Source organism: Thioclava sp. GXIMD2076 (assembly GCF_037949795.1).
GTDB classification, from domain to species: domain Bacteria; phylum Pseudomonadota; class Alphaproteobacteria; order Rhodobacterales; family Rhodobacteraceae; genus Thioclava; species Thioclava kandeliae.
Window position 1 is genome coordinate 65804 of sequence record NZ_CP149932.1, and the last position, 24586, is coordinate 90389.

General features: G+C 61.5%; 24 protein-coding genes. 9 read left to right on the top strand and 15 right to left on the bottom strand.

All coding sequences use genetic code 11. The annotated features are described in order from the left end of the window. Window positions 1-17 precede the first annotated feature (17 nt). Window positions 18-1550 (bottom strand): acyl-CoA carboxylase subunit beta, encoded by a 1533-nt coding sequence (locus tag WDB91_RS00355; protein WP_339113200.1) that lies wholly within the window; start codon window positions 1548-1550, stop codon window positions 18-20. 270 nt (window positions 1551-1820) lie between these two features. Beyond that, the gene (locus WDB91_RS00360; protein WP_339113201.1) at window positions 1821-2417 is read right to left on the bottom strand and encodes a hypothetical protein; all 597 of its coding nucleotides are present in this window, start codon (window positions 2415-2417) and stop codon (window positions 1821-1823) included. Between the two features lie 105 nt (window positions 2418-2522). Between WDB91_RS00360 and WDB91_RS00365 the strand changes: the two genes are divergently transcribed. Continuing rightward, on the top strand, window positions 2523-3914 hold the full coding sequence (locus WDB91_RS00365) for a short-chain fatty acyl-CoA regulator family protein (protein ID WP_339113202.1): 1392 nt from the start codon (window positions 2523-2525) through the stop codon (window positions 3912-3914). A gap of 57 nt (window positions 3915-3971) precedes the next feature. Here the strand turns inward: WDB91_RS00365 and WDB91_RS00370 are convergent, their stop codons facing one another. The 5 genes from WDB91_RS00370 to betI form a co-directional block, all read right to left on the bottom strand. Next, window positions 3972-4223, bottom strand: a complete 252-nt coding sequence (locus WDB91_RS00370) for a DUF465 domain-containing protein (protein ID WP_339113203.1) — start codon at window positions 4221-4223, stop codon at window positions 3972-3974. A gap of 81 nt (window positions 4224-4304) precedes the next feature. Further along, complete coding sequence (locus WDB91_RS00375; RefSeq protein ID WP_339113204.1) at window positions 4305-4982, bottom strand: thermonuclease family protein; 678 nt, start codon at window positions 4980-4982, stop codon at window positions 4305-4307. Between the two features lie 50 nt (window positions 4983-5032). Then, entirely contained in the window at window positions 5033-6700 is a 1668-nt protein-coding gene (gene betA / locus WDB91_RS00380; RefSeq protein WP_339113205.1) for a choline dehydrogenase, read from the bottom strand. A 118-nt stretch (window positions 6701-6818) separates the two neighbouring features. Next, a complete protein-coding gene (betB, locus tag WDB91_RS00385; RefSeq protein ID WP_339113206.1) occupies window positions 6819-8264 on the bottom strand; it encodes a betaine-aldehyde dehydrogenase in 1446 nt (481 codons plus the stop codon). Further along, window positions 8261-8842 (bottom strand): transcriptional regulator BetI, encoded by a 582-nt coding sequence (gene betI / locus WDB91_RS00390; protein ID WP_339113207.1) that lies wholly within the window; start codon window positions 8840-8842, stop codon window positions 8261-8263. The genes betB and betI overlap by 4 nt, the downstream gene beginning before the upstream one ends. A gap of 101 nt (window positions 8843-8943) precedes the next feature. Between betI and choX the strand changes: the two genes are divergently transcribed. The 3 genes from choX (at window position 8944) to choV (ending at window position 11825) form a co-directional block, all read left to right on the top strand. Continuing rightward, window positions 8944-9876 (top strand): choline ABC transporter substrate-binding protein, encoded by a 933-nt coding sequence (gene choX / locus WDB91_RS00395; protein WP_339113208.1) that lies wholly within the window; start codon window positions 8944-8946, stop codon window positions 9874-9876. Between the two features lie 85 nt (window positions 9877-9961). Next, window positions 9962-10804: a choline ABC transporter permease subunit gene (gene choW, locus WDB91_RS00400; protein WP_339113209.1), complete on the top strand. Its 843-nt coding sequence runs from the start codon at window positions 9962-9964 to the stop codon at window positions 10802-10804. 1 nt (window position 10805) lies between these two features. Beyond that, window positions 10806-11825: a choline ABC transporter ATP-binding protein gene (gene choV / locus WDB91_RS00405; protein WP_339113210.1), complete on the top strand. Its 1020-nt coding sequence runs from the start codon at window positions 10806-10808 to the stop codon at window positions 11823-11825. Between the two features lie 45 nt (window positions 11826-11870). Here the strand turns inward: choV and WDB91_RS00410 are convergent, their stop codons facing one another. Both WDB91_RS00410 and WDB91_RS00415 read right to left on the bottom strand, forming a co-directional pair. Further along, window positions 11871-12785 (bottom strand): DMT family transporter, encoded by a 915-nt coding sequence (locus WDB91_RS00410; RefSeq protein ID WP_339113211.1) that lies wholly within the window; start codon window positions 12783-12785, stop codon window positions 11871-11873. 51 nt (window positions 12786-12836) lie between these two features. Then, on the bottom strand, window positions 12837-13442 hold the full coding sequence (locus WDB91_RS00415) for a LysE/ArgO family amino acid transporter (protein ID WP_339113212.1): 606 nt from the start codon (window positions 13440-13442) through the stop codon (window positions 12837-12839). An 85-nt stretch (window positions 13443-13527) separates the two neighbouring features. On the opposite strand from WDB91_RS00415, the gene WDB91_RS00420 reads away from it, so the two are divergent. Together WDB91_RS00420 and WDB91_RS00425 are read left to right on the top strand one after the other, a co-directional pair. Continuing rightward, complete coding sequence (locus WDB91_RS00420; protein WP_339113213.1) at window positions 13528-14385, top strand: LysR family transcriptional regulator ArgP; 858 nt, start codon at window positions 13528-13530, stop codon at window positions 14383-14385. A 70-nt stretch (window positions 14386-14455) separates the two neighbouring features. Continuing rightward, the gene (locus WDB91_RS00425) at window positions 14456-15574 is read left to right on the top strand and encodes an alpha-D-ribose 1-methylphosphonate 5-triphosphate diphosphatase (protein ID WP_339113214.1); all 1119 of its coding nucleotides are present in this window, start codon (window positions 14456-14458) and stop codon (window positions 15572-15574) included. Window positions 15575-15619: 45 nt separating this feature from the next. Here WDB91_RS00425 and WDB91_RS00430 read toward each other — a convergent pair whose 3' ends face one another. Together WDB91_RS00430 and WDB91_RS00435 are read right to left on the bottom strand one after the other, a co-directional pair. Further along, complete coding sequence (locus WDB91_RS00430; RefSeq protein WP_339113215.1) at window positions 15620-16540, bottom strand: manganese-dependent inorganic pyrophosphatase; 921 nt, start codon at window positions 16538-16540, stop codon at window positions 15620-15622. A gap of 75 nt (window positions 16541-16615) precedes the next feature. After that, on the bottom strand, window positions 16616-17638 hold the full coding sequence (locus WDB91_RS00435) for a TraB/GumN family protein (protein ID WP_339113216.1): 1023 nt from the start codon (window positions 17636-17638) through the stop codon (window positions 16616-16618). A 264-nt stretch (window positions 17639-17902) separates the two neighbouring features. On the opposite strand from WDB91_RS00435, the gene groES reads away from it, so the two are divergent. The 3 genes from groES (at window position 17903) to WDB91_RS00450 (ending at window position 21386) form a co-directional block, all read left to right on the top strand. Further along, entirely contained in the window at window positions 17903-18190 is a 288-nt protein-coding gene (gene groES / locus WDB91_RS00440) for a co-chaperone GroES (protein ID WP_339109315.1), read from the top strand. 56 nt (window positions 18191-18246) lie between these two features. Next, entirely contained in the window at window positions 18247-19896 is a 1650-nt protein-coding gene (gene groL / locus WDB91_RS00445) for a chaperonin GroEL (RefSeq protein ID WP_339113217.1), read from the top strand. A 257-nt stretch (window positions 19897-20153) separates the two neighbouring features. After that, window positions 20154-21386 carry an EAL domain-containing protein gene (locus WDB91_RS00450; protein ID WP_339113218.1) on the top strand — a complete coding sequence of 411 codons (1233 nt, stop codon included), beginning with the start codon at window positions 20154-20156 and terminating at the stop codon, window positions 21384-21386. 11 nt (window positions 21387-21397) lie between these two features. Here the strand turns inward: WDB91_RS00450 and WDB91_RS00455 are convergent, their stop codons facing one another. The 4 genes from WDB91_RS00455 to WDB91_RS00470 form a co-directional block, all read right to left on the bottom strand. Beyond that, window positions 21398-21748 carry an H-type lectin domain-containing protein gene (locus WDB91_RS00455; protein WP_339113219.1) on the bottom strand — a complete coding sequence of 117 codons (351 nt, stop codon included), beginning with the start codon at window positions 21746-21748 and terminating at the stop codon, window positions 21398-21400. Window positions 21749-21843: 95 nt separating this feature from the next. After that, window positions 21844-22242: a F0F1 ATP synthase subunit epsilon gene (locus WDB91_RS00460; RefSeq protein ID WP_339113220.1), complete on the bottom strand. Its 399-nt coding sequence runs from the start codon at window positions 22240-22242 to the stop codon at window positions 21844-21846. An 11-nt stretch (window positions 22243-22253) separates the two neighbouring features. Next, a complete protein-coding gene (gene atpD, locus WDB91_RS00465) occupies window positions 22254-23672 on the bottom strand; it encodes a F0F1 ATP synthase subunit beta (protein WP_339113221.1) in 1419 nt (472 codons plus the stop codon). Between the two features lie 22 nt (window positions 23673-23694). Then, window positions 23695-24573 (bottom strand): F0F1 ATP synthase subunit gamma, encoded by an 879-nt coding sequence (locus WDB91_RS00470; RefSeq protein WP_339113222.1) that lies wholly within the window; start codon window positions 24571-24573, stop codon window positions 23695-23697. Window positions 24574-24586 lie beyond the last annotated feature (13 nt).

A 24586-nucleotide genomic window follows, 5' to 3' on the forward strand; every position in this document is an offset into this window, starting at 1 on the left:
ACCCTCATCCTGACCTCTTACAGCGGAATATTATCGTGCTTCTTCATCGGCATACTGCGTTTCTTGGAGCGCAGCGACGCAAAGGCCCGCGCCACACGGCGGCGCGTCGAGCGGGGCTGGATCACCTCGTCTATGAACCCCTTCTCGGCCGCAACGAATGGATTGGCGAAGCGGTCCTCGTAGTTTTTCACCCGCGCGGCGATCTTCTCGGGCTCGCCCAGCTCGGACCGGTAGAGGATTTCCACCGCTCCTTTGGCGCCCATCACCGCAATCTCTGCCGTGGGCCATGCGTAGTTGAAATCGCCCTTCAGATGTTTCGAGCTCATCACGTCATAGGCGCCGCCATAGGCCTTGCGGGTAATCACCGTGACCTTGGGCACCGTCGCCTCGCCATAGGCGAACAGGAGTTTTGCCCCGTGTTTGATAACTCCGTTATATTCCTGCGCCGTCCCCGGCAGGAAGCCGGGCACATCGACAAAGGTCAGGATCGGAATCTCGAAACAGTCGCAGAAGCGCACGAAGCGCGCGGCCTTGCGCGAGCTGTCGATATCGAGACATCCTGCCAGCACTGTCGGCTGGTTGGCCACCACCCCCACGGTCTGCCCTTCGAGCCGGATGAAACCAGTGATGATATTGCCCGCGAAATCGCGCTGGATCTCGTAAAAATCGCCTTCATCCGCAACCTTGGTGATCAGCTCTTTCATATCATAGGGCATGTTCGGATTGGCGGGGATCAGCGTGTCGAGGCTGTCCTCAACCCGCGCCACGTCATCGAAGAAGGGCCGCACGGGCGCTTTCTCACGGTTTGACAGCGGCAGGAAATCCACCAGACGGCGGACCTCGTAAAGTGCTTCGACATCATTCTCGAAGGCCCCATCCGCCACCGAGGATTTCTTGGTATGTGTCAGCGCGCCGCCCAGCTCTTCTGCGGTCACCACCTCGTTGGTGACCGTCTTCACCACATCGGGGCCGGTCACGAACATATAGGAGCTGTCCTTCACCATGAAGATGAAGTCGGTCATCGCGGGGCTGTAGACCGCGCCGCCCGCACAGGGCCCCATGATCACCGAGATCTGCGGGATCACGCCAGACGCCTCGACATTGCGCTGGAACACATCGGCATAGCCCGCAAGCGAGGCCACACCCTCCTGGATCCGCGCCCCGCCCGAGTCGTTCAGCCCGATCACCGGCGCGCCATTCTGCATCGCCATGTCCATGATCTTGCAGATCTTCTCGGCATGAGTCTCGGAAAGCGAGCCACCGAAGACGGTGAAATCCTGCGAGAACACATAAACCATACGGCCATTGATCGTGCCCCAGCCGGTCACCACCCCATCGCCATAAGGTTTGTCAGCCTGCATGTCGAAATCCACGCAGCGATGGGTCTTGAACATGTCGAATTCTTCAAAGGAGCCCTCATCGAGCAACAGCTCGATCCGCTCGCGCGCCGTCAGCTTGCCCTTCTTGTGCTGCGCGGCAATGCGGCGCTCCCCTCCGCCCAGACGGGCCTGTGCACGACGGTCCTCAAGCTCTTGCAGAATATCTCTCATGAAACTCCCCTCTCCTTGCCCCGACAGTATGCAGGCGCAGGGTAATATCAAAGCGGAATTCGGAAAATTTGCAAACTATTGGCAAAGCCTGCGTTGCGAATTGCATAATCTGCTAATAAACCGAAGGAAATCAGGCTATTCGTCACGCAACAAGCCGATGGTCGCCGGCACATTCTACTGGCCAGCCTTACGCGGAGCGCGGCGCGGGTCAAGCGCGCAATAGGTCAGCGGCCCAAAATCAACACCGCTTTCGCCGCAAATGCGAAATACTTAATCCAGCGACTCGATCCAGCGGCGGGTTGCCCCCGCCGGCACCGGCGCGATCCGGTGGCCGCGTTTGAAAGCTTCGCGCTCCAGCGGGGTCGCGTAGCCCCCCAGACTAAGCGCCTGCGTCAGATATTCGCGCGTGAAGGTCTCGCGCCCGCCAAGTCGCTCGTATTGCGCTACATGTACCAGCTCATGCGCGATCAGATACGGGTCCTCCTGACGCGCCGCGATCCCGTAGCCGAAGGTGATCGCCAGCGCGTTTCCGGGCTTATAGACCCTGGCAAGGGCCTTATCCTTCGGCGTGGGGAACCTCCCCTGCCATGCGAGAACACGCACCCGCTCGGGGTGATGCACACCGGCCTTTAGCGCATAACCCGTCTCGACCGCGTTCAGCGGACGCCCCTCGGAGAGGATACGCGCCTCCATCGGGTCCAGCTCCGCCATCGCGGCGGGCATCAGCGCCTCCACTTGCGCACGGATCTGTGCGGAAGGATGCGCCATCTGCGCCAGATCGGCCTGCGTCAGAGGCTCGGGCGCACAGCCTGCCAGACCGGACCCAAGCCCGCAGGCCATCAGCACAACCAGACCGAATTGACGCATATCCACCCCCGAAAACTGGCGGCAGCTAAACCGAAACCGCACGCAAAGGCAATTGACCAAACGGGGTTTGCATATGTATCAGCGGGTTTGCAAAGGAGATCAGGCATGGCGACACCCAAACTCTATGCAGGCATCAAACTGCGCGAGACCCGCACCCGTCTGAGCCTGACCCAGAAGGTCTTTGCCGACAGGCTGGGCGTGTCCCTGCCCTATCTCAACCAGATGGAAAACAACCATCGCCCCGTCTCGGCACAGGTGGTGCTGGCGCTCGCCTCCGAATTCGGGCTGGATGTGACCGAGCTTTCTGCAGGCGATGCCGAACGTCTGGTCTCGGACATGACCGAGGCCCTGGCCGACCCGATCTTCGCCGACGCCTCGACACCGATGGCCGATCTGCGGCTTGCGGCCTCCAATGCACCGGCGCTGGCGCGATCCTTCCTCGAACTCCACAGCGCCTATCGCCGCACCCACGAGAAACTCGCCTCGCTGAATGCCGCTCTCGGTCAGGATGCCAGCACCGTGCAGAGCCCTTGGGAAGAGGTGCGCGATTTCTTCCATTACTGCGACAATTACATCGATGCGGTCGACCGTGCAGCCGAACATTTCGCTCGCCCCGATGGCACACGCGCCGAGCCGATCCCGCGGGCGATCGAGGCGCTGGAGGCCCGTGGCATCCGCGTGCAATTCGCCGATATCTCGGGCGTGCGCGAGCGCGACGGGCGCATCATCACCATTGCCCGCCATGCCAAGAAATCCACTCAGGCCTTCCAGCTGATGCATCAGGTGGCGCTGATCACCCAGAACGAGCTTCTGGAGGCCACTCTGGATCTGGCGCGCTTCCAGTCGGAAACCGCACGTTCCATCGCCAAGATCGGGCTGGCCAACTATTTCGCGGGCGCGGCCGTGATGCCCTATGTCGAGTTTCTGGAATCCGCGCAGGACAACCGCCACGATCTGGAAATCCTCGCCGAGCTGTTCGGTGCCTCCATCGAGCAGGTCGCCCACCGCCTCTCCACGCTCCAGCGACCCGGCGCCAAGGGGCTCCCCTTCTTCTTCATGCGCCTCGATCAGGCAGGCACCATTACCAAGCGCCACTCGGCCACACGGCTGCAATTCGCGCGGTTCGGGGGCTCCTGCCCGCTCTGGATCGCGCATCAGGCGTTTGAAACCCCCACCCGCTTCCTGCGCCAGCTGGCGGAGACGCCGGACGGCGCGCGTTATCTGTGTATCGCGAAGGACGTGTCCAAGCAGGGTGGCAGCTTCCATGCCCCCGTGCGGCGCTATTCGCTCTGTCTGGGCTGCGAGGTCAGCCATGCCAAGGATGTGGTCTATGCCGATGATATGGAGCTGGGTAATCCACGCGCCTATGAGCCGATCGGCATCTCCTGCCGGATCTGCGAGCGCCGCAACTGCCACCAGCGCTCGGTGCCGCCGCTCGAGCGCAAACTGACCGTCGATCTCGACCGGCGCGGCCTTCTGCCCTACGACATCGCCTGACATGACGAAGCCTCCGGCCCGAGGACCGGAGGCTTCAGGATCTCGATGGTGGACACCTCAGGCCGCTGTCACTTCCTGCGCCAGAGCCCGTGCGATCTGGTCCTTGAGCATCGCGCGTTTCTTGCGCAGATCCACCTCGGCCAGCGCCTCTATTGGCTGCACTCCCTCCATCGCGCGCTGGACCTGCTCGTTGATGGCCTCGTATTCCTCCATCAGACGCGCGGCATGCGGATCGGCCGCCTTCAACTCGCGCAGCTGGACACGATATGCGGGGAATTCGACACTCAGGGTATGAAGATGTTCAGTCATTCCGGACCTCCGCCTTTCTGGTTTGCGAGGTCATGATACCAAAGGCGCGGGTGACGCTCTTTGATACGGATCAAGGCGGTGTCAATGCGCGCGGACCCAACCGGCCTTCCGGGCCTCGGCCTCGCTGCAGAACCACCGCTCCCCCTTGGCCGTGCTGATCTTGGTGGCGGCATAGGAGGCCGAGCCCGGCATGTGGTAGAGCTTGCCGTTTTTCGAGATATTGCCCTTGATCGTGCAGCCTGCCGAGGCCCTGCTGTCGGGGGCGTCGTTCTTATGCGCGCGGTATTCGGCGGGGGTCTGGAATGTCCCTGCCCAGAGGCCGCGCTTGGCGATCATCGCGGATTTCTCCTGCGAGACATAGGCTTTGGAATAGGTCTGATAGGCCATCGCATAGCCCTGCACGACCATCTGCGCGCCGATATCCTGCCCTTTGGCCTTGCAGACCGCAATCAACCGGCCATAGCGATCCGAACTGCCGCCCGTGCAGGCCACTTTGCCTGCGGCGAGTTTACGCATGAGACCTGTCGCCTCGCGTCCACACGCCCAGCCACGACCATCCGCTCGGGTGCAGTTCTGGCTGCTTTCGGGCGCGTCGATCCCGGAGATACGGATCTTGCGATGGTTGATCTCCAGCGTATCGCCATCGACGACACGCGCCTTGCCGGACACGGTTTCGGCCAGCACGGGCGGGGCGCAGGCGATCAAAGCGATCAGCAGAACATAAACAAAACGAAACATGCCCCACATATCGCGGGGCATGCCGGTATTGTCCAGAGATATCGCAGTTAACCCAAGGGGCTAGCGGCGGATTAACGCTGGGAGTTCTCCCAGTCGGGGTGGAACCACGGCTCGCTATTCTCGGCAGGCAAACGGCGGCCAAGGATATGGTCGGCGATCTTCTCGCCCACCATGATTGACGGACCGTTCAGGTTGCCGTTGGTCACGCGCGGGAAGATCGAACTATCGGCCACGCGCAGCCCCTCGACCCCGATCACACGGCCATCGGGATCGACCACCGCATTGATGTCATCGGCACGGCCCATACGCGCAGTGCCACAGGGATGATAGGCGCTCTCGGCATGCTCGCGCACGAAATCATCCAGCGCCTCATCCGAGGTCACATCCGAGCCCGGCTGGATCTCGCGCGCCACATGGCGGGCCATCGAGGGCTGATCGAAGATCTCGCGCGTCAGACGCAGGGTCTTGCGCCAATCCACCCAGTCCTGATCCTCGCTCATATAATTGAAGAAGATCCTTGGCTTGTCGCGCACATCGCCTGAACGCAGCGAGACACGGCCGCGCGAGGCCGCCCGCATCGGCCCGACATGGACCTGGAAGCCATGCCCCTCGGCCGAAGCCTTGCCGTCATAACGCACGGCCAGCGGCAGGAAGTGATACTGGATATCAGGATAGCGCACGCCCTTGTCCGAACGGATAAACCCGCAGGCCTCGAACTGGTTCGACGCGCCCAGACCGGTCTTGGTAAAGAGCCATTGCGCCCCCACCCAAGCCTTGCCGAAGATATTCCAGTATTTGTAGAGCGTGATCGGCTCCTTCGCGGCATATTGGAAATAGACCTCGAGATGGTCCTGCAGGTTGCCGCCCACACCGGGACGGTCGGCCAGAACCTCGATCCCATGCTCGCGCAGATGGGCCGCAGGCCCCACGCCCGAGAGCATCAGGATCTTTGGCGTATTGATCGAGCTTGCGGCCACGATCACCTCGGCGCGGGCAGAAATGACCTGCTTCTTGCCCGCCTTCTCGACCTCGACACCGATCGCACGCTTGCCGTCAAAGACCACGCGCAAAGCCAGCGCCTTGACCACAGCCAGACGGTCCCCGAACGCCTTCTGGCCGGGGCGCAGATAGGCATTGGCCACGGACCAGCGACGGCCTTTATAGATGGTGGCCTCCATCGGGCCGAAGCCTTCCTGGCGCTCGCCGTTGTAATCGGCGGTATAGGCATAGCCCGCCTCCTGCCCCGCCTGCACGAAGGCATCGAAGAGAGGGTTCTTGCGCGGGCCACGGCTGACATGCAACGGACCGGACGTGCCGCGCCAGTCACGGTCACCGCCATCTCCGGCGCCATGCCATGTTTCCTGCCGTTTGAAATAGGGCAGCACATCGGCATAGCTCCAGCCCTCGGCGCCTTGCTCGGCCCAGTGCTCGTAATCCCCTGCATGGCCACGCACATAGACCATCCCGTTGATCGAGGACGACCCGCCGATCACCTTGCCGCGCGGGGTCGCCAGCACGCGCCCGCCCAGACCCGGCTCGGGTTCGGACTGGAAGCCCCAGTCATACATGCCCATATTCATCGGATAGGACAGAGCGCCCGGCATCTGGATGAAGGGGCCGGCATCCGACCCCCCATGCTCGATGATCACCACGCGCTTTCCGGCCTCGGCCAGACGGTAGGCCAAAGCCGTGCCGCCGGAGCCTGCACCAATCACAACATAATCAGCTTCTACGCTCATATTCCAATCGCTCCATCACTCGGGCCATCACTCGGGGACCATTGCCTTTCAGGCCGTCACGCACGGGGGAAAACAGGACGCCGGTTCAGGGGGGCGCGCACGCCCCCCGCTTCAATTGTTACCAAGGGCTGTCGACAGGATTCAGGCCGACATAGACGCCTTTGACCTGCGTATAGGCCTCGATCGCATGGCGCGAATTCTCGCGCCCAAAACCGGAAGCTTTCACCGGACCGAAGGGCATCTCCACCGGCGTCAGGTTATAGGCATTGATCCATGTGGTGCCGGCTTCCAGATTGGCGACCACGCGATGGGCGCGCGCCAGATCACGGGTAAAGACACCCGCCGCCAGACCGAATTGCGTGTCATTGGCCCGTGCCACGACCTCGTCCTCGGTCTCGAAATCGAGCACCGACATGACGGGGCCGAAGATCTCCTCGCAGGCGATGGACATATCGTCCTTCACATCGGCAAAGACGGTCGGCTCGACAAATTGGCCGTCGAGCGCAGTGCCGCCACAGACCAGCCGCGCGCCTTCGGCCTTGGCTTTCTCGAGATAGCCCGCCACCTGCTCGTATTGGCGCTTGGTGATCAGCGGGCCGAAATCGGTCGCCATATCCATCGGATCGCCCATACGGATCTTGGCGGTGCGCTCGGCCAGCTCCTTGAGGAACTGCTCCTTGATCGACTTATGCACGAAAACGCGGGTGCCGTTCGAGCAGATCTGCCCCGAGGAATAGAAATTCCCCAGCATCGCAGCGCCAACCGCGTCCTTGATCGAGGCATCCTCGAACACGATCAGGGGCGATTTACCGCCCAGTTCCATCGTCACATGTTTCATATGCGGCGCGGCTGCGGCATAGACCTTGGCCCCTGTCGGCACCGAGCCCGTCAGCGAGACCTTGGCGATGCGCGGATCGGTGGCGAGCTGTGCGCCCACGGCACCAAAGCCCTGCACGACGTTATAGACGCCCGCAGGCACACCCGCCTCGATGAAGATCTCGGCCAGTTTCAGCGCGCCGAGCGGCGTCACCTCGGAGGGCTTGAACACCATCGCATTGCCGGTCGAGAGTGCGGGCGCGGCTTTCCAGCAGGCGATCTGGCTGGGGTAGTTCCACGCACCGATCCCGCCGCAAACGCCCAGAGGCTCGCGCAGCGTATAGGCGAAATCCCCGCCCAGCGGCATGGTCTCGCCGGTCAGCGTCGCCGCAAGACCCGCGAAATACTCGAGCGAATCCGCCCCCGACGGCCAGTCCGCCACCAGCGTTTCCTGCAGCGGCTTGCCGGTATCGAGCGTCTCCAATGCGGCCAGCTCGTCATTGCGCGCGCGGATGATTGCCACGGCGCGGTTGAGGATGCGCCCGCGCTCGGCCGGTGCCAGTGCGGCCCATTCCTTCTGCGCGCGCACGGCAGACGTAATGGCCTTTTCCATGACCGCAGACGTTGCGGCATGAAGTTTCGCGATAACCTCGCCCGTATAGGCATAGGTGACCTCGATCACCTCGCCTGCGGTATCCTCGATATAGTCGCCATCAACAAAGTGGCTTGCTTTGGGTTGTGCCTTCACCGGTGACCCTCCAACTCTCGATCCAGATATTCCATGATGATTCCGACCGCGCGTTTGGGGTCGGCAGGCCCGTCGACCAGAGCGGCACGAATATAGACGCCGTCGATCAACGCCCCCAGCCCCTCGGCCACAGCCATCGCGTGGCGGCCCACCAGAGGCCGCAACGCGTAGAGAAGATTCGATTGCAGACGGCGCTGGTAGATGGCCAGCAGCCTGCGTGCATTCTCGTTTTTCTGCGCCAGAACATAGAAGTTCAGCCATGCCGAGATCGCTTCAGTCTGGAAGCTGCCTTCGGCAAAATTGCCCCGCACGATCGCCCGAAGCCGTTCTTCCGGATCGGTTTTTCCGCGCAGCGCGTCGCGCACCTCCTGCCCGTAGGTGCTCAGGATATGCTGCATCGCGGCCAGAAAGATCTGGTCTTTCGATCCGAAATAGTGATGCGCCAGCGCCGAGGACATCCCTGCACGTTTGGCGATCTGCGCCACCGTTACCTCCAGCGAACGGGCCTCGCCGACACAGGCGATGGTGGCGTCGATCAACGCTGCTTTTCTAATCGGTTGCGCGCCGACTTTGGGCATTAGCTCTATTCCTGACTCAGAAATTACTTGCATTCCTTGGCTACAAGATAGTTTATTGACTCGTCAATCAAGAAAAATCTTAGAAAAAATCTGGAGTGCTTATGACCTATCGTTCCCTTCTTATCGCGACTGCTGCCTCGATGACCTTTGCGGTTTCGGCGCAGGCGAAAGGATGCGACGAAGTGGTATTTTCCGATGTCGGCTGGACCGATATCACCGCGACAACCGCTGTAACGACCAAACTACTCGAAACGCTGGGCTACCGGACCGAAACCCGCGTTCTTTCCGTCCCCGTCACCTATACCGCCCTTGCAAATGGCGATGTTGATGTATTCTTGGGCAACTGGATGCCCACCATGCAGGCCGATATCGCCCCCTATGTGGAGGCAGGCACCGTCGATACCGTGCGCACGAATCTCACCGGTGCGAAATATACGCTGGCCACCAATGCCGCCGGCGCCGCGCTCGGCATCAAGGATTTCTCCGATATCGCCAAACATGCCGACGAGCTGGGAAATCAGATCTATGGCATCGAGCCGGGCAATGACGGAAACCGGCTTATTGAAGACATGATTGACGCAAACGCGTTCAATCTTGCCGATTTTAACGTAGTCGAAAGTTCAGAACAGGGGATGCTGGCGCAAGTTGGTCGTGCAACCAACCGTGATAAGCCCATCGTTTTTCTGGGCTGGGCACCGCATCCGATGAATGCCAATTACACGCTGACCTATCTTTCGGGCGGCGATGACTGGTTCGGGCCGGATTACGGTGGCGCGGAAGTGCGCACCAATACCACCGCAGGCTATGTCGATGCCTGCCCCAATGTCGGGAAATTGCTGCAGAACCTCGAATTCTCGCTCGATGCGGAAAATACACTGATGGGGGCCATTCTCGATGAGGGCGAGGACCCCGAAGACGCGGCCACAGACTGGCTGGAAGCGCATCAGGACGCGGTCGCGCCGTGGCTCGAGGGCGTGACCACCCGTGACGGCAAGGACGCTTTCACCGCCTTTCAGGCTGCGATGAACAAGTAATAACAGAGAGCGGTAGAATATCTGCCGCTCCACCTTGCTCCGGGAGGCCGGAGCAAGAACCAGGGAATGACGGAGTACACTCATTATGGAATGGTTCTCAGGGATCGACTGGAAGATCCCCGTAGGTGACGCCGCCGAAACGGTGGTCGACTGGCTCAAGGACAATGCGGCAGGCTTCTTCGACTGGCTGTCGATGGTGATGGAAAACCTGATCGACGCGGTGCTGTGGCTCTTGCAGACGCCTCCGCCGCTGGTGCTGATCCTCGTCTTCGTGGCGCTGACATGGGGCCTGCAGCGCAGCTGGAAGAAATGCCTGATCGTTGCATTGGGGATGTTGTTCATCCTCAATCAGGATTACTGGAAAGACACGACCGAGACGCTGTCGCTGATCCTTGTCAGCTGTATCGTCTGTATGGGTATCGGGGTGCCTCTGGGCATTCTGGCCGCGCGCAAACGCTGGATCTATTCCGGCATGGAGCCCGTGCTCGATCTGATGCAGACGCTGCCGACCTTCGTCTATCTGATCCCCGCCGTGATCTTCTTCGGCCTCGGCATGGTGCCCGGCCTGATCGCGACAGTGATCTTCTCGCTGCCCGCCTCCATCCGCCTCACCTATCTGGGCATCTCCTCGACCCCCACCGCGCTGACCGAAGCCGCCGAAGCCTTCGGTGCGACCTCGTTCCAGAAGCTGTGGAAGGTCGAGCTTCCTGCCGCCTTCCCGCAGATCATGGTGGGCCTCAACCAGACCATCATGCTCTCGCTGTCGATGGTGGTGATCGCCACGCTCGTGGGCGCGGGTGGCCTCGGCACGCCGGTGATGAACGGGCTCAACCGCATGAAACCCGATCTGGGCTTTGAATCGGGCTTTGTCATCGTGGCGCTGGCGACCGTGCTTCGCCTGATGCTCGAAGTGCGTAAGGAGAAGTAAGATGGCGAAACCTGCAATCGAATTCGACAATGTTTCCATCGTCTTCGGCGAAGCTCCCCTGTCGGCCCTGCCCTTGATGGACGAAGGAAAAACCCGCGCCGAGGTGAAGGACGCCACCGGCCAGGTGCTGGGTGTGCATAACTGCTCGCTCAAAGTGGCCGAGGGCGAGATCCTCGTGCTGATGGGGCTCTCGGGCTCGGGCAAATCGACGCTCCTGCGCGCGGTCAATGCGCTCAACCCCGTCTGCCGCGGCTCGGTTCTGGTGAACACGCCCAAAGGCCGTGTGGATGTCAGCCATGCCAAGGGCAAGGACCTTCTCAATGTCCGCCGCCACCATATCGCGATGGTCTTCCAGCAATTCGGCCTGCTTCCCTGGCGCTCGGTGCGCGAGAATGTGGGCCTCGGTCTGGAGCTTGGCGGCATGTCCAAGGCGGAACGTCGTGCGAAGGTCGAGCACCAGCTGGAGCTGGTGGGTCTTGCGCAATGGGCGGATGTCCGTGTGGGCGAGCTGTCGGGCGGCATGCAGCAGCGTGTGGGTCTGGCGCGTGCCTTTGCCACTGACGCACCGATCCTGCTGATGGACGAGCCCTTCTCCGCGCTCGACCCGCTGATCCGCGCCAAGCTGCAGGACGAGCTTCTGGAGCTGCAGGCCAAGCTGAAACGCACGATCATCTTCGTGAGCCACGATCTCGACGAGGCCTTCAAGATCGGCAACCGCATCGCGCTGATGGAAGGCGGGCGTATCGTTCAGGTGGGCACCGCCCGCGAGATCATCGCCAACCCGATCGACGAATATGTGCAGGATTTCGTCGCGCATATGAACCCGATGGGCGTGCTGACCGCCGAGGATCTGGCCGAGGATGGCCCCGCCGAGGGACCGGTTCTGGCCGCGCATGCACCGGTCAAGGACGTGATGCAGCTCCTGCGCACGCATCCTGTCGTCGCGCTTGACGACGGGCGCAAGATCACCCGCGAAGGGGTGATCGGCAAGCTGATCGACCCACAGGGATCAGCGGCATAAGCCATAGCACCGACAAACGAGAACGCGCCCCGAGGGGCGCGTTTTTCAGATCTGCTTGGTGGCACCGGCCAAGGGCGTCACACGCCGCTTCAGCCGCGCCTCGCGCCACGCCATATAGCTGACCGACGACACGATGATCGCCCCGCCAGCGATCACATAGGGGTCGACCGCCTCGCCAAAGATGAACCAGCCCGCAGCCGACGCCCAGACCAGCTGCAGGAAGACCACCGGCTGGGTCGCACTGATGGGGGCCGCCGCAAAGGCCCGTGTCATGGCATAATGGGCCAACGTTGCCAGCACCGCCACCAGCCCCAGAAGCCCCGCTTCCTTGAGCGTGACCGGCTGCCATTGCGCAATCGCCAATGGCGCGAGGCAGACCGCCACAACCAGCGTCAGCATCCCGACGATCTCGGTCGGCGCGGCGATGCCCGTCAGGCGCTTGGCCAGAAGGTAGGAGCCGCCGAACATCACCGCCGCCGCCAGCTGCGAATAATGGCCCGGCGTGATCTCGCGCAGACCCGGACGCAGGATGATCAGAGCGCCGACCAGCGCCACGACGATCGCAAGTATCCGCCGCCATGCGATCCCCTCGCCCAGCAGAAGCGCCGCGCCGAGCGTGACCACGATCGGGTTGAGATATCCGATGGCGGTGACATCGGCGATCGGGATCCGCGCCATCGCGTAGAACCACAGCAGCACCCCCGCCGCATTGAACGCCCCGCGCAGCCCGAAGAGGCCCCATGTTTTAGCCGGATAGCCCTTGCGCAGGATCCGCCATAGCACCGGCGCCATGAACACGATCCCCCACGCATAGCGGATAAACCCCGATTGCGCGGCGGGCAGCTCGGCCCCCAGATAATGCACGATGATATTGACCATGGTGAAGCACAGCGTCATGGCCAGCATCCACAGTATGGCGATTGTGGGCGCATTGCCCGCGATTTGGGTCTTGTGTTCCATGGCGCGAGTTTTGGCACAGCCCTTGGGGAACACAAGCGTTCACATGTATGCTTACATTTCCATCACAGCCAACCGCCATGCCACCGACAGCAAGAGACAGCCGACGCCAAGATCGAGGATCTGCCACGCCCGCGGCTTGGCGAAAACCGGCGCGAACAGGCGCGCCCCATAGGCCAGCGCAAAGAAGAAGCTGAACGAGGCCACCACCGCGCTGAAGCCGAACTGCAGGCCCTGCGCGGGAAACTGCGCCGACACTGCCCCCAGCAGCAGAACCGTATCGATCCAGACATGCGGATTGGCCCATGTGAGCACCACCATCACCCCCAGAACCTTGCGCAGGGGCTCGGCCGGACCGTGGGCCGGGTTCAGATGCGCCCCGCCCCGCCATGCGGACCCGAAAGCGCGCAGGGCATAATAGGTCAGGAATACCACGCCCCCCCAGCGCAGGAGCGGCGCAAGCCATGGCAGCCCAGAGGTCAGCGCCCCGAAGCCCGACACGCCAAGCGCGATCAGCGCCGCATCCGAGACGGCACAGAACAGCGCCACCGCAAAGACATGCTCGCCCCTGAGCCCCTGCCGCAGCACATAGGCGTTCTGCGCCCCGATCGCCACGATCAACCCCAGCCCGATCCGGAACCCTGCAAATGCCGCATCCATAGTCTGTCCTTTCCGTTTTGCGCTCTATCGCATAGGCGGTGCTTCAGGCATACTGAATTGGATTACATCTAATTAAGGCAGGCTAATGCTGGACTATCCCGCCCTTCAGGCGCTGGCCATGGTCATCGAGACCGGCAGTTTCGAGGCCGCGGCACAGGCGCTGCGCGTCACGTCATCGGCGGTCTCGCAGCGGATCAGATCGCTGGAGGACCGGATGGGCGCGGTTCTGGTGGTGCGCGGCCAGCCCTGCACCGGCACCGCCGAGGGTCTGCGGCTGGCGCATCATCTGGCGCAGGTCCGGCTGCTGGAACAGGGGCTTACGGGGCAAGGCACCGCGAGGCTGCGGGTGGCGATCAATGCCGACAGCCTTGCGAGCTGGGCGCTTCCGGCGCTGGCGGGGCTAGGGGCGCTTTTCGATCTGGTGATCGAGGACGAAACACAATCCGAAGGCTGGCTCAGGCGCGGCGAGGTGATGGCCGCGGTCACCACCAATCCGGTTGCCGTGGCAGGCTGCGATCTGAGCCCTTTGGGCAGGATGCGCTATATCGCCTGCGCAACGCCCGGTTTCATCGCCCGCCATTTCCCGCAGGGCGTCACGGCACAGACACTGGAGACAGCCCCCGCGCTGGTCTTTTCGGCCAAGGACGGGCTACAGGCACTCTGGGCGCGCGAGCGTCACGCGATGACCCGCCCCCTGCCCGCGCATCACATCGGATCGACGCATGATTTTGTGCGGGCGGGATGTCTGGGGATGGGCTGGGCGCTCCATCCCGAAGCATTGGTGCGCGACCATCTGGCCTCCGGCGCGCTTGTCGTGCTGGACGAGAAACCGATGGAGGTCGCGCTTTACTGGCAATCGCTGCGTAACCTCAAAGACGCGCTGGCGCCGCTGTCACAGGCGCTGCGCCATGCGGCACGGGGCGCGCTGAGCCCGATGGTTTAGCTGGTGCAGGCCCTCCGGGCGCGTTAGGGAAAGCCCGCGCGGGAGATCGCGGGCGAGAAGGAGACAGGCAATGGGCTGGCAGATTACGGGTGGAGAGGTTCTGACGCAGGATGGGCTGGCAGAGGGTGGATTGACGCTCGATCACGGCCTGATCGGCACGGGTCCGGCCTCCCGCCATCTGGATGCGACGGGCTTCTGGGTGCTGCCGGGCATTGTCGATCTGCATGGTGATGCCTTCGAGCGCCATCTGGCTCCGCGTCGCGGCATGGTGGCGGATCTGGGCGCCAATCTGGACTTTGTCGAAGGCGAGCTGGCCGCCTGTGGCATCACTACGGCGTGGCTTGCGCAATTCTGGTCTTGGGAGGGCGGCATGCGTGGCCCCGAATTTGCCACCCGTCTGGCACGAGCCCTGCAGGCCGCCGACCTGCGCCTCGATATGCGGATGCAGCTCAGGCTCGAGACCCATATGACCCACGATCTCGGGCCCGTTTGCGACCTGATCCGCGAGACGGGGATCGATTATCTCGTGTTCAACGACCATCTGCCGCATAAGGCGCTGGAAACCGGACGGAAGCCGCCACGGCTGAATGGCTCGGCGCTCAAGGCGGGGCGCTCCCCCGAGGCACATCACGAGATGATGCTGGCCCTCAAAACCCGCGACCCAGAGGTCGACAGCTTCGTGCGCGCCATCCTGCGCGCCCTACCCACCTTGCGTTTCGGGTCGCATGATGATGACGCGGATCTGCGCGACATCTGGGCGGGTCGCGGAGTCCGGATCTCGGAATTTCCCGTGTCGCATGCTGCAGCCAGCAAGGCGCAGGATCAGGCGGTGATTATGGGCGCGCCCAATGTGCTACGGGGCGGCTCGCATAACCGCGGCTCGGTCAGTGCCTCCGATCTGGTAGCCGAAGGTCTAGTGGATGCGCTGGCCTCGGATTACCACTATCCGGCGATGATCGGTGCGGTCTTCGCGCTGATCGAGCGGGGCATCTGCGATCTGGCCCAGGCATGGCGATTGGTCTCGGCAGGGCCTGCACGGGTGATGGGGCTCGAGGATCGTGGCCGGCTGGAGATGGGCCTGCGCGGCGATGTGGTGATCCTGTGCCCCGAGCGCCGGCGGGTGATGGGCTGTTTTGCGGCCGGACGTCCGGTATTCCTGTCGGGCGAGCTGGCGGAGCGGCTGAACTGAAAAGGTCGGGGAAATCCCCGACCTTCTGAGTGTTTCCCGCGGGCCTCAGGCCTTGAGGTTCGGGATGATCTGTTTCTTGCGCGACATGATGCCCGGTAACACGACGGTATCGCCCGATACCGAGCACCCGAAGGACGCTTCGGCGATCTGCTTTACGGTGTCATTGGGCACCAAGAGCGTGGCTTCCTCGTTGAGGATATCGATGATGAACAGCAGAACCTCATCGGCGTCGTCTTCCTTGGCCACGGCGGGCATCGCCGCCATCAGCGCATCCTTGCGGTCCAGAAGAACCTTCGGTGCGGTGGTTTCCAGAACCGAGACGCGCAGACCGGTCGAGCCCACGGTATATTCCTTGGAATCCATACGCAGCAGCTCGGCTTCGGAGAATTCCGACACATCGGATTTCGCCTCGAACATCTTGGTCGCCAGATCATTGATCGAGATACCGAGATCGGCGGCCAGCTTCTCGCAGACGGCGCGGTCATGATCGGTCGTGGTGGGCGAGCGGAATTCGAGCGTATCCGACAGGATGCAGGCCAGCATTGCGCCCTTGATCCCCGCAGGCGCCTTGGCCAGATCCTCGCCGATCAGATCATGCATGATGGTTGCCGTGCAGGCCAGCGGACGGATCGTGATATCGATCGGACCTTTGGTTTCCAGACCGCCGACCAGCTTGTGGTGATCGATGATCGCGGTGATATCGGCGGCGTTGATATCAGCGGGCAGTTCGGCGGGGTTGTTGGTGTCGACGATGACGACCTTCTCGCCGGCCTCGACGCCCGAGATGATCTCGGGCTTGTCCAGACCGAAATGCTCGAGCACGAAGGCGGCTTCGGTGTTGGGCTCGCCCAGAAGGCAGGGCTTGGCGTCGATGCCCTTCACTTCGTTGAGATACCACGCCCAGATGATGGGCGAACCGGTCGAGTCGGTGTCGGGCGATTTATGGCCAAAAACCTTGGTGGTCATCGGATTCCTCGGATTTGAATGACTTTGGACAATGTCTTAGACGCTGCGCGCGGGATTGTCACCTAGCGCCGCCGCTCAGAAGGTCAGCTTCCGCATCACCGGCGAAATCTGCCAGCCTTCCTGCGCAAGCAGCGTCAGAAGGCCGTCCCCGCCCACCATGTGCAGCGCCCCTGCCGCCACCATGATCGGCCCTTTGGCTGCCGCCTTCTCAATGACGGGCATCCAGTTGCGGTTGCGGGTGGTGATCAGAAGATCATGGGTGATCGCCAGCTGGTGGGTCACCGCGGCCGGATCCTCCCCGCGATCAAGCGCCTGCTGACGTTCGAACTCCCAGATCAGCTGGATCTCGCCGCGGGCATAGAGATCGGCCATGGTCGCCATCGTGGCATCGCCATCCTCCGTCGCCTCCATCGCCGATTTCAGCATGGCGATCTCGTCCTCTTGCGGGACGCCCTCCATCAGGGTGAACAGCGTGTCAAAGGGTTCGAGCGGCATGATTGGCACGTTGCGGGCCTGCGCCTCGGCCATCATACGCTTGTCCACCCCGCCCTGCCCCGCCTGCAGACTGCCAAGCATACAGCGCGGCATCGACAGGGTAATCATCACGAAGGAGGGCTGCATCTTGGCCAGCAGCGGCGCGGGAATACCGCGATCGGCCCCAAGCTGTCGCAACGCCTGCCAATCACGCTGCGACATCATGTCGGGCAGCGTCTTGTCCGCCATGAACATCAGATCGGACCGCTCACCCATCGCCTTCTGAAGCGCGGCTTCCTCATCCGGCCCCGCTTCGACCAGCAACGCGGAGATCTTGTCGAATTCGGGCAGAAGAGCCTGTTGCAGGGCCAGATGGCGCGGATCGGGCACATGGTTGGTTCCGACCAGAATGATGGACTGCGTGCCCTTGGTCGCGCGCCAGACAACACCCTGTCCGTAAGCCGTCTGACGGGCCTTCTCGGTGAGCGCCATCCGCGTGGCGCGGGGCATCGCATCAAAGAGATTACGCCCCGTACAGGCCGCTTCCGCGGCTATGGGCGCAAGAACTCCGCCCAGAACCAACACCGCCTGCAACAGACGTGACTTCAGGTGTTTGCGCAGCATCCGACCCCTCCCGTGATGACCTTCCCCACTCTAGCGCGCGCGCCCCTCAATGCCATCCCCCCAATAGGAACCGATCTGGCCGAGCGCGGTGGAAATCGCAAAATCCGCCCCTGTCGAGGCACATGTCAGGCGTTATGAAATTTGTCGCAAAAAATCTGGGGCGGGGTGTTGACACGAAGGGGGGGCAATGCCTAACTCCGGCATCGTTAGCACTCAGCAACAACGAGTGCTAAAAGCAACAACTCAGTTTTGGGAGTGACCCAGATGGCATTCAAACCGCTTCATGACCGTGTTCTGGTCAAGCGCGTCGAGAGCGAAGAAAAGACCAAGGGCGGCCTGATCATCCCCGACAGCGCGAAAGAGAAGCCGGCAGAAGGCGAAATCGTTTCGGTGGGCGAAGGCGCACGTAAAGATTCGGGCGAGCTGATCGCACCCTCCGTCAAAGCAGGCGATCGCGTTCTGTTCGGCAAATGGTCGGGCACCGAGATCACGCTGGAAGGCGTCGAGTATCTGATCATGAAAGAATCCGACATCATGGGCATCATCGCGTAAGCCACCCGCTTACCTGATCCCTGATTTCAAGAAATTCCAGTCAAGGAGCCAAAGATATGGCAGCCAAGGACGTAAAATTCGGCACCGACGCACGCAACCGCATGCTCAAGGGTGTCAACATCCTCGCAGACGCAGTCAAAGTGACGCTGGGCCCCAAAGGCCGTAACGTCGTTCTCGACAAATCCTTCGGCGCACCGCGCATCACCAAAGACGGTGTCTCGGTCGCGAAAGAGATCGAACTCGAAGACAAGTTCGAGAACATGGGCGCGCAAATGGTGAAGGAAGTCGCTTCCCGCACCAATGACGAAGCCGGCGACGGCACCACCACCGCAACCGTTCTCGCTCAAGCCATCGTTCGCGAAGGCATGAAGTCGGTCGCAGCGGGCATGAACCCGATGGACCTGAAGCGCGGCATCGATCTGGCCACCACCAAGGTTGTCGAAGCGATCAAAGCGGCTTCGCGTCCGGTCAACGACACCAACGAAGTGGCTCAGGTCGGCACCATCTCGGCAAACGGCGAAGCCTCGATCGGCACGCAGATCGCGGAAGCGATGCAGCGCGTCGGCAATGACGGCGTGATCACTGTCGAAGAAAACAAAGGCATGGAGACCGAAGTCGAAGTCGTCGAAGGCATGCAGTTCGACCGCGGCTACCTCTCGCCCTACTTCGCCACCAACCACGACAAGATGACCGCAGAGCTCGAAGACTGCCTCATCCTGCTGCACGAGAAAAAACTCTCGTCGCTGCAGCCGATGGTCCCGCTTCTCGAGCAAGTGATCCAGTCGCAAAAGCCGCTGCTGATCATCGCGGAAGACGTTGAAGGCGAAGCGCTGGCGACCCTCGTTGTCAACAAACTGCGCGGCGGCCTGAAAATTGCTGCGGTCAAGGCACCGGGCTTCGGCGATCGCCGTAAGGCCATGCTGCAGGACATCGCGATCCTGACCGGCGGTCAGGTGATCTCGGAAGATCTGGGCATGAAGCTGGAAAGCGTCGGCATGGACATGCTGGGCACCGCGAAAAAAGTCTCGATCACCAAAGACAACACCACCATCGTGGACGGTGCTGGCGACAAGGCCGAGATCGAAGCACGCGTTTCGCAGATCCGCACCCAGATCGAGGAAACCACCTCGGATTACGACCGCGAGAAGCTGCAAGAGCGCGTTGCCAAACTGGCAGGCGGTGTTGCTGTCATCCGCGTGGGCGGCCTGACCGAAGTCGAAGTGAAAGAGCGTAAAGACCGCGTTGATGACGCGCTGAACGCAACCCGCGCCGCTGTCCAAGAGGGCATCGTTGTGGGTGGTGGTGTTGCTCTGGTTCAGGGTGCGAAAGCGCTTGAAGGCCTGACTGGCGCCAATAGCGACGTGAACGCAGGTATCGCCATCGTGCGCCGCGCGCTGGAAGCGCCGCTGCGCCAGATCGCGGAAAACGCAGGTGTTGACGGCGCGGTTGTCGCTGGCAAGATCCGTGAATCGACCGATCTGAAGTTCGGCTTCAACGCGCAGACCGAAGAATATGGCGACATGTTCGCATTTGGTGTCATCGACCCCGCCAAAGTGACTCGCACCGCGCTGGAAGATGCAGCCTCGATCGCAGGCCTGCTGATCACCACCGAGGCGATGGTTGCCGACAAGCCCGCTAAAGAAGGCGCAGGCGCGCCGGATATGGGCGGCATGGGCGGCATGGGTGGCATGGGCGGCATGATGTAATCAGCCCCCTTCCATTTGTGGAAGCTTCGGGAAAGGGTGCCTTCGGGCACCCTTTTTCTTTGCGCGATGCCCCGGACAGCAACGAAAGATGAACAAATGTTCACGGGGTGAACTATTATGCAACGCAATCAGAATTTCGGATAATACAACCTGATTTTTCACAATCAGCGGTTGCTCGCCGAAACTTCCTCGAATACGAATCATTAACTAAGTTTTGTGCGTAAATAGTCTGTGGTGGCCTCGGAAGCGGGTCTGAAATGAATGCTGATTTCTCTTCGGCCCTGAGCCGACCCAAACATGCCGATCTGCGGAATGCCGTCATCGAATCCCTCAAGGAATCGCTTTCGGCCTTGCGTGACTTTCTTGGCATGGAAACGATCTTCGTTTCCGAAATAGAGGACGGGCAGCTTTGGTTCCTCGCCGTCGATGAAGCGTCGCCCTTTCTGACGCCGCTGATCCCCGATAACTGCATAAAGCTCGACCGGACATTGTGCTACTGGGTCTGCAATGACATCCTGCCTCAGATCATTCAGGGGAATGATCCGGTCATGCAGACCGTCCGTCGCCTCCGCGAGGACAAGAATTTCCAGATCGGCCTGCACATGTCGGTGCCGATCACCATCCATCCAGGACTACCCTTCGGAACGATCTGCTGCTTCTCGATGAAAGAGCGCGCGCCGCTCAGCGATCAGGAAATCCGCATATTCCGCACGATGGCCGATATGATCTCGACCAACCTGCGGCTTCAGGCGAAGATATCGGGCTTTGTCGAACCGATCGGGGAAGATCTGGCTCGTATGCTCAGCGCCCCGAGCATCCGGCCCGTATTCCAACCCATCCTCCATTTTGCCTCGGGCAGAACCTATGGCTTCGAGGGGCTATCGCGCTTTACAGACATGCCGCACTACAGCCCGCAGGACATGTTCAGGCTGGCTACCCAATATGGAATGGGGCCCAAGCTGGAGCTGAACGCCACCAACAGCATTCTTGACGAGGCAGAGCGCATGCAGTGCCGCTCGCTAGTCTTCCTCAACCACTCCCCTGACAGCCTTCTGGCCCCTTCCCTACAGGCACGGCTCGAGAGCTACCTGAAGAGTGATCGGCAGCGCGGCCTTGCGATCGAGATTTCGGAACAGGCTGTCATACAGGATTTCAGCAGGCTCGAGCATCGCCTCTCGGCGCTCCGCGAGATCGGCGTCAAGATCGCGCTGGATGATGTCGGTCAGGGCAATGCGGGCCTAGCACATATCCTCGCCCTCAAACCCGATCTCATCAAGCTGGACCGTGTCGTGGTTGCGGGTCTCGAGGCGCATCGCGAGAACCGCGCGATGGTGCGCGCACTTCTGCGGTTTGCCAAGGATATCGGCTGTGAACTGATTGCCGAAGGCATCGAGCGAGAGACCGAGCGCGCGATCCTGATGGAGCTGGGTGTCGAGCTGGGTCAGGGCTTCCATCTGGGCCGTCCGGCCCCCCTCCCCCTCCTGCATTAGGGCGTAATCTTTTAATACACGTCCCAGTCGTCGTCATGGCGCACAGGACCGATAGCTAGCCAGTCCGAACGCACGCGCGCGATCTTGGAATCTCCCCATGTGCGGAACACGATGACGAAGCCTTCCGTGGTAATCATATCGGCGGAGATATCCATCCGCGGATTATGTTGCTGGTCAATATCCCACATGGATAGCGTGACCTGCACCTTGGGCACGGCTGCATAGGGCTCGTCGAACGTGACGATGCGGCGCAGCTCGCGCGGGCCGGTGCCCGTCCACATCTGGCCACCATCCTGATAATCGGAAAAGAGCACGAGTGTTCCTTGGCTAATGCCAACAATCTGTGCATCTATCTTCAGCATCAAGGCGCTCCGTCTGCAAACACTACTACTCTGGACCCATTAAGTAAAAAAAAGCCCCACAACATTGCGGGGCTTTTTCTGAAAAGGTTGCTGTCTCAGCCGAGCATATGCGACCCGAGAGCCTCCATGTCCGCGAGCATTTTCGCGGTCATTTCGGCCACCGACGGGCTGGCTTCGTCATTGGCCTTACGCGCTTCCGCCACCAGTTCGGCGGCAATCTCTGCCGTGAACTCGGAGGCAGGAAGGGCGCGCTCGGCCAGAACGGAGATCCCCTCTTCGGAGATCTCGGCAAAGCCGCCTGTTACGGCATAGCTTTCCTCGCCCTTCTCGGACACGATCGTCAGCTTGCCGGGGCGCAACGAGGTGATGGTAGGCGCATGGCCCGGCATCACCGTCATGTCGCCCTCGGCACCGGGGACGAGAACCTGCGTGGCTTGAACGGAAGCGAGCTTCCGTTCGGGGGCCACGAGATCGGCTTGCATCGTATTGGCCATCAGCCGCCTCCTTACGCGTTAGCCGCGAGTTTCTCGGCTTTGGCTTTCACTTCCTCGATGCCGCCAACCATGTAGAAGGCTGCTTCCGGCAGGTGGTCATATTCGCCAGCGACAACGGCCTTGAAGGACGCGATCGTATCTTCCAGCGGAACCTGAACACCGTCGGAGCCGGTGAAGACTTTTGCCACATCGAACGGCTGCGAGAGGAAGCGCTGGATCTTACGCGCGCGTTGCACGGTGATCTTATCTTCTTCCGACAGTTCGTCCATGCCGAGGATCGCGATGATGTCCTGCAGCGATTTGTAGCGTTGCAGGATGTTCTGGACTTCGCGAGCCACGTTATAGTGCTCTTCGCCGAGGATCTGCGGATCCATCATGCGCGAGGAGCTGTCGAGCGGGTCCACGGCCGGGTAGATACCCAGTTCGGAGATCGCACGCGACAGAACGGTGGTTGCGTCGAGGTGGGCGAAGGTGGTCGCCGGTGCCGGGTCGGTAAGGTCGTCCGCCGGAACGTAGACGGCCTGGATCGAGGTGATCGAGCCCTTCTTCGTCGAGGTGATGCGTTCCTGCATCGCACCCATATCCGTGGCGAGCGTCGGCTGGTAGCCCACTGCCGAAGGAATACGACCCAGAAGTGCGGACACTTCCGAACCTGCTTGGGTGAAGCGGAAGATGTTGTCCACGAAGAACAGAACGTCCGAACCCGAGGTGTCGCGGAACTGCTCTGCGATCGTCAGACCGGTCAGAGCGATACGTGCACGGGCCCCCGGAGGCTCGTTCATCTGGCCGTAGACCAGTGCCACTTTCGATTCCGCAAGGTTATCGGGGATGATAACGCCGGATTCGATCATTTCGTGATAAAGGTCGTTCCCTTCACGGGTCCGTTCACCAACACCAGCGAACACGGAGTAACCCGAGTGCACTTTTGCGATGTTGTTGATCAGTTCCATGATCAGAACGGTTTTACCAACACCTGCGCCGCCGAACAGACCGATCTTGCCGCCTTTTGCATAGGGCGCGAGAAGGTCGATCACCTTGATGCCGGTCACGAGGACCGAGCTTTCGGTGGATTGCTCGGCGAAGTCCGGCGCGGGCTGGTGGATCGCGCGGACTTCGTCCTTGGCCACGGGGCCCTGTTCGTCAACGGGCTCGCCGATGACGTTCATGATGCGACCGAGGGTCGCCGGACCAACCGGCACCGAGATCGGAGCGCCGATATCGGTCACGGGCGCGCCACGGACCAGACCTTCGGTCGAATCCATCGCGATGGTGCGGACGGTGCCTTGACCGAGGTGCTGGGCAACCTCCAGCACGAGGCGGTTGCCGTTGTTGGTGGTCTCGAGTGCGTTGAGGATCTCGGGCAGGCCGTCTTCGAACTGAACGTCCACGACGGCGCCGATGACCTGCGTCACTTTGCCATGCTTTGCCATTTGTGTGTTTTCTCCGGTTCGGTCAGAGCGCCTCGGCGCCCGAAATAATTTCCGTAAGCTCGGTGGTGATTGCGGCCTGGCGGGAACGGTTGAATTCCACGGTCAGGTCGTCGATCATATCGCCGGCGTTGCGCGTTGCGTTGTCCATTGCGGACATCCGCGCGCCTTGCTCAGAGGCAGCGTTTTCAAGAAGCGCCGTGAAGATCTGCGTTGCCACACCACGCGGCAGCAGGTCATGCAGGATCGCTTCTTCGCTGGGCTCGTAGTCATAGACTGCCGAGGCACCAGCTGCCTCTTCCGGTGCGTCGAAGGTCGCAGGGATGATCTGCTGCGCGGTCGGGATCTGGCTGATCACCGACTGGAAGCGCGAATAGAAAATCGTCGCAACATCGAACTCGCCTGCATCGAAGCGGGCCAGAACGTTCTTCGCAATGGATTGCGCATCGACATAACGAAGGTTCTTCACCCCCGACAGATCGACGTGATCGATGAACAGGTCACCAAGCTCGCGGCGCATCGAATCGCGGCCTTTTTTGCCGACGGTGATGATTTTCACCGTCTTGCCTTCGGCCTTGAGTTTTGCGGCAGCTTGCTTTGCCTTCTTCGCGATATTGACGTTGAAGCCGCCGCAAAGGCCGCGCTCCGCCGTCATCACCACGAGAAGATGCACCTGCTCGGAACCCGTCCCGGCCAGAAGCCGGGGCGCGCTATCAGAGCCGCCCACCGAGGCGGCCAGCGATGACATTACAGCGTTCATACGCTCGGCGAAGGGCCGCGCGTTTTCGGCTGCTTCTTGGGCGCGGCGCAATTTTGCTGCCGCGACCATCTGCATCGCCTTCGTGATCTTACGAGTGTTCTTGACACTCGCGATCCGGTTTTTGAGGTCCTTAAGGCTGGGCATATCCCTATCCTTC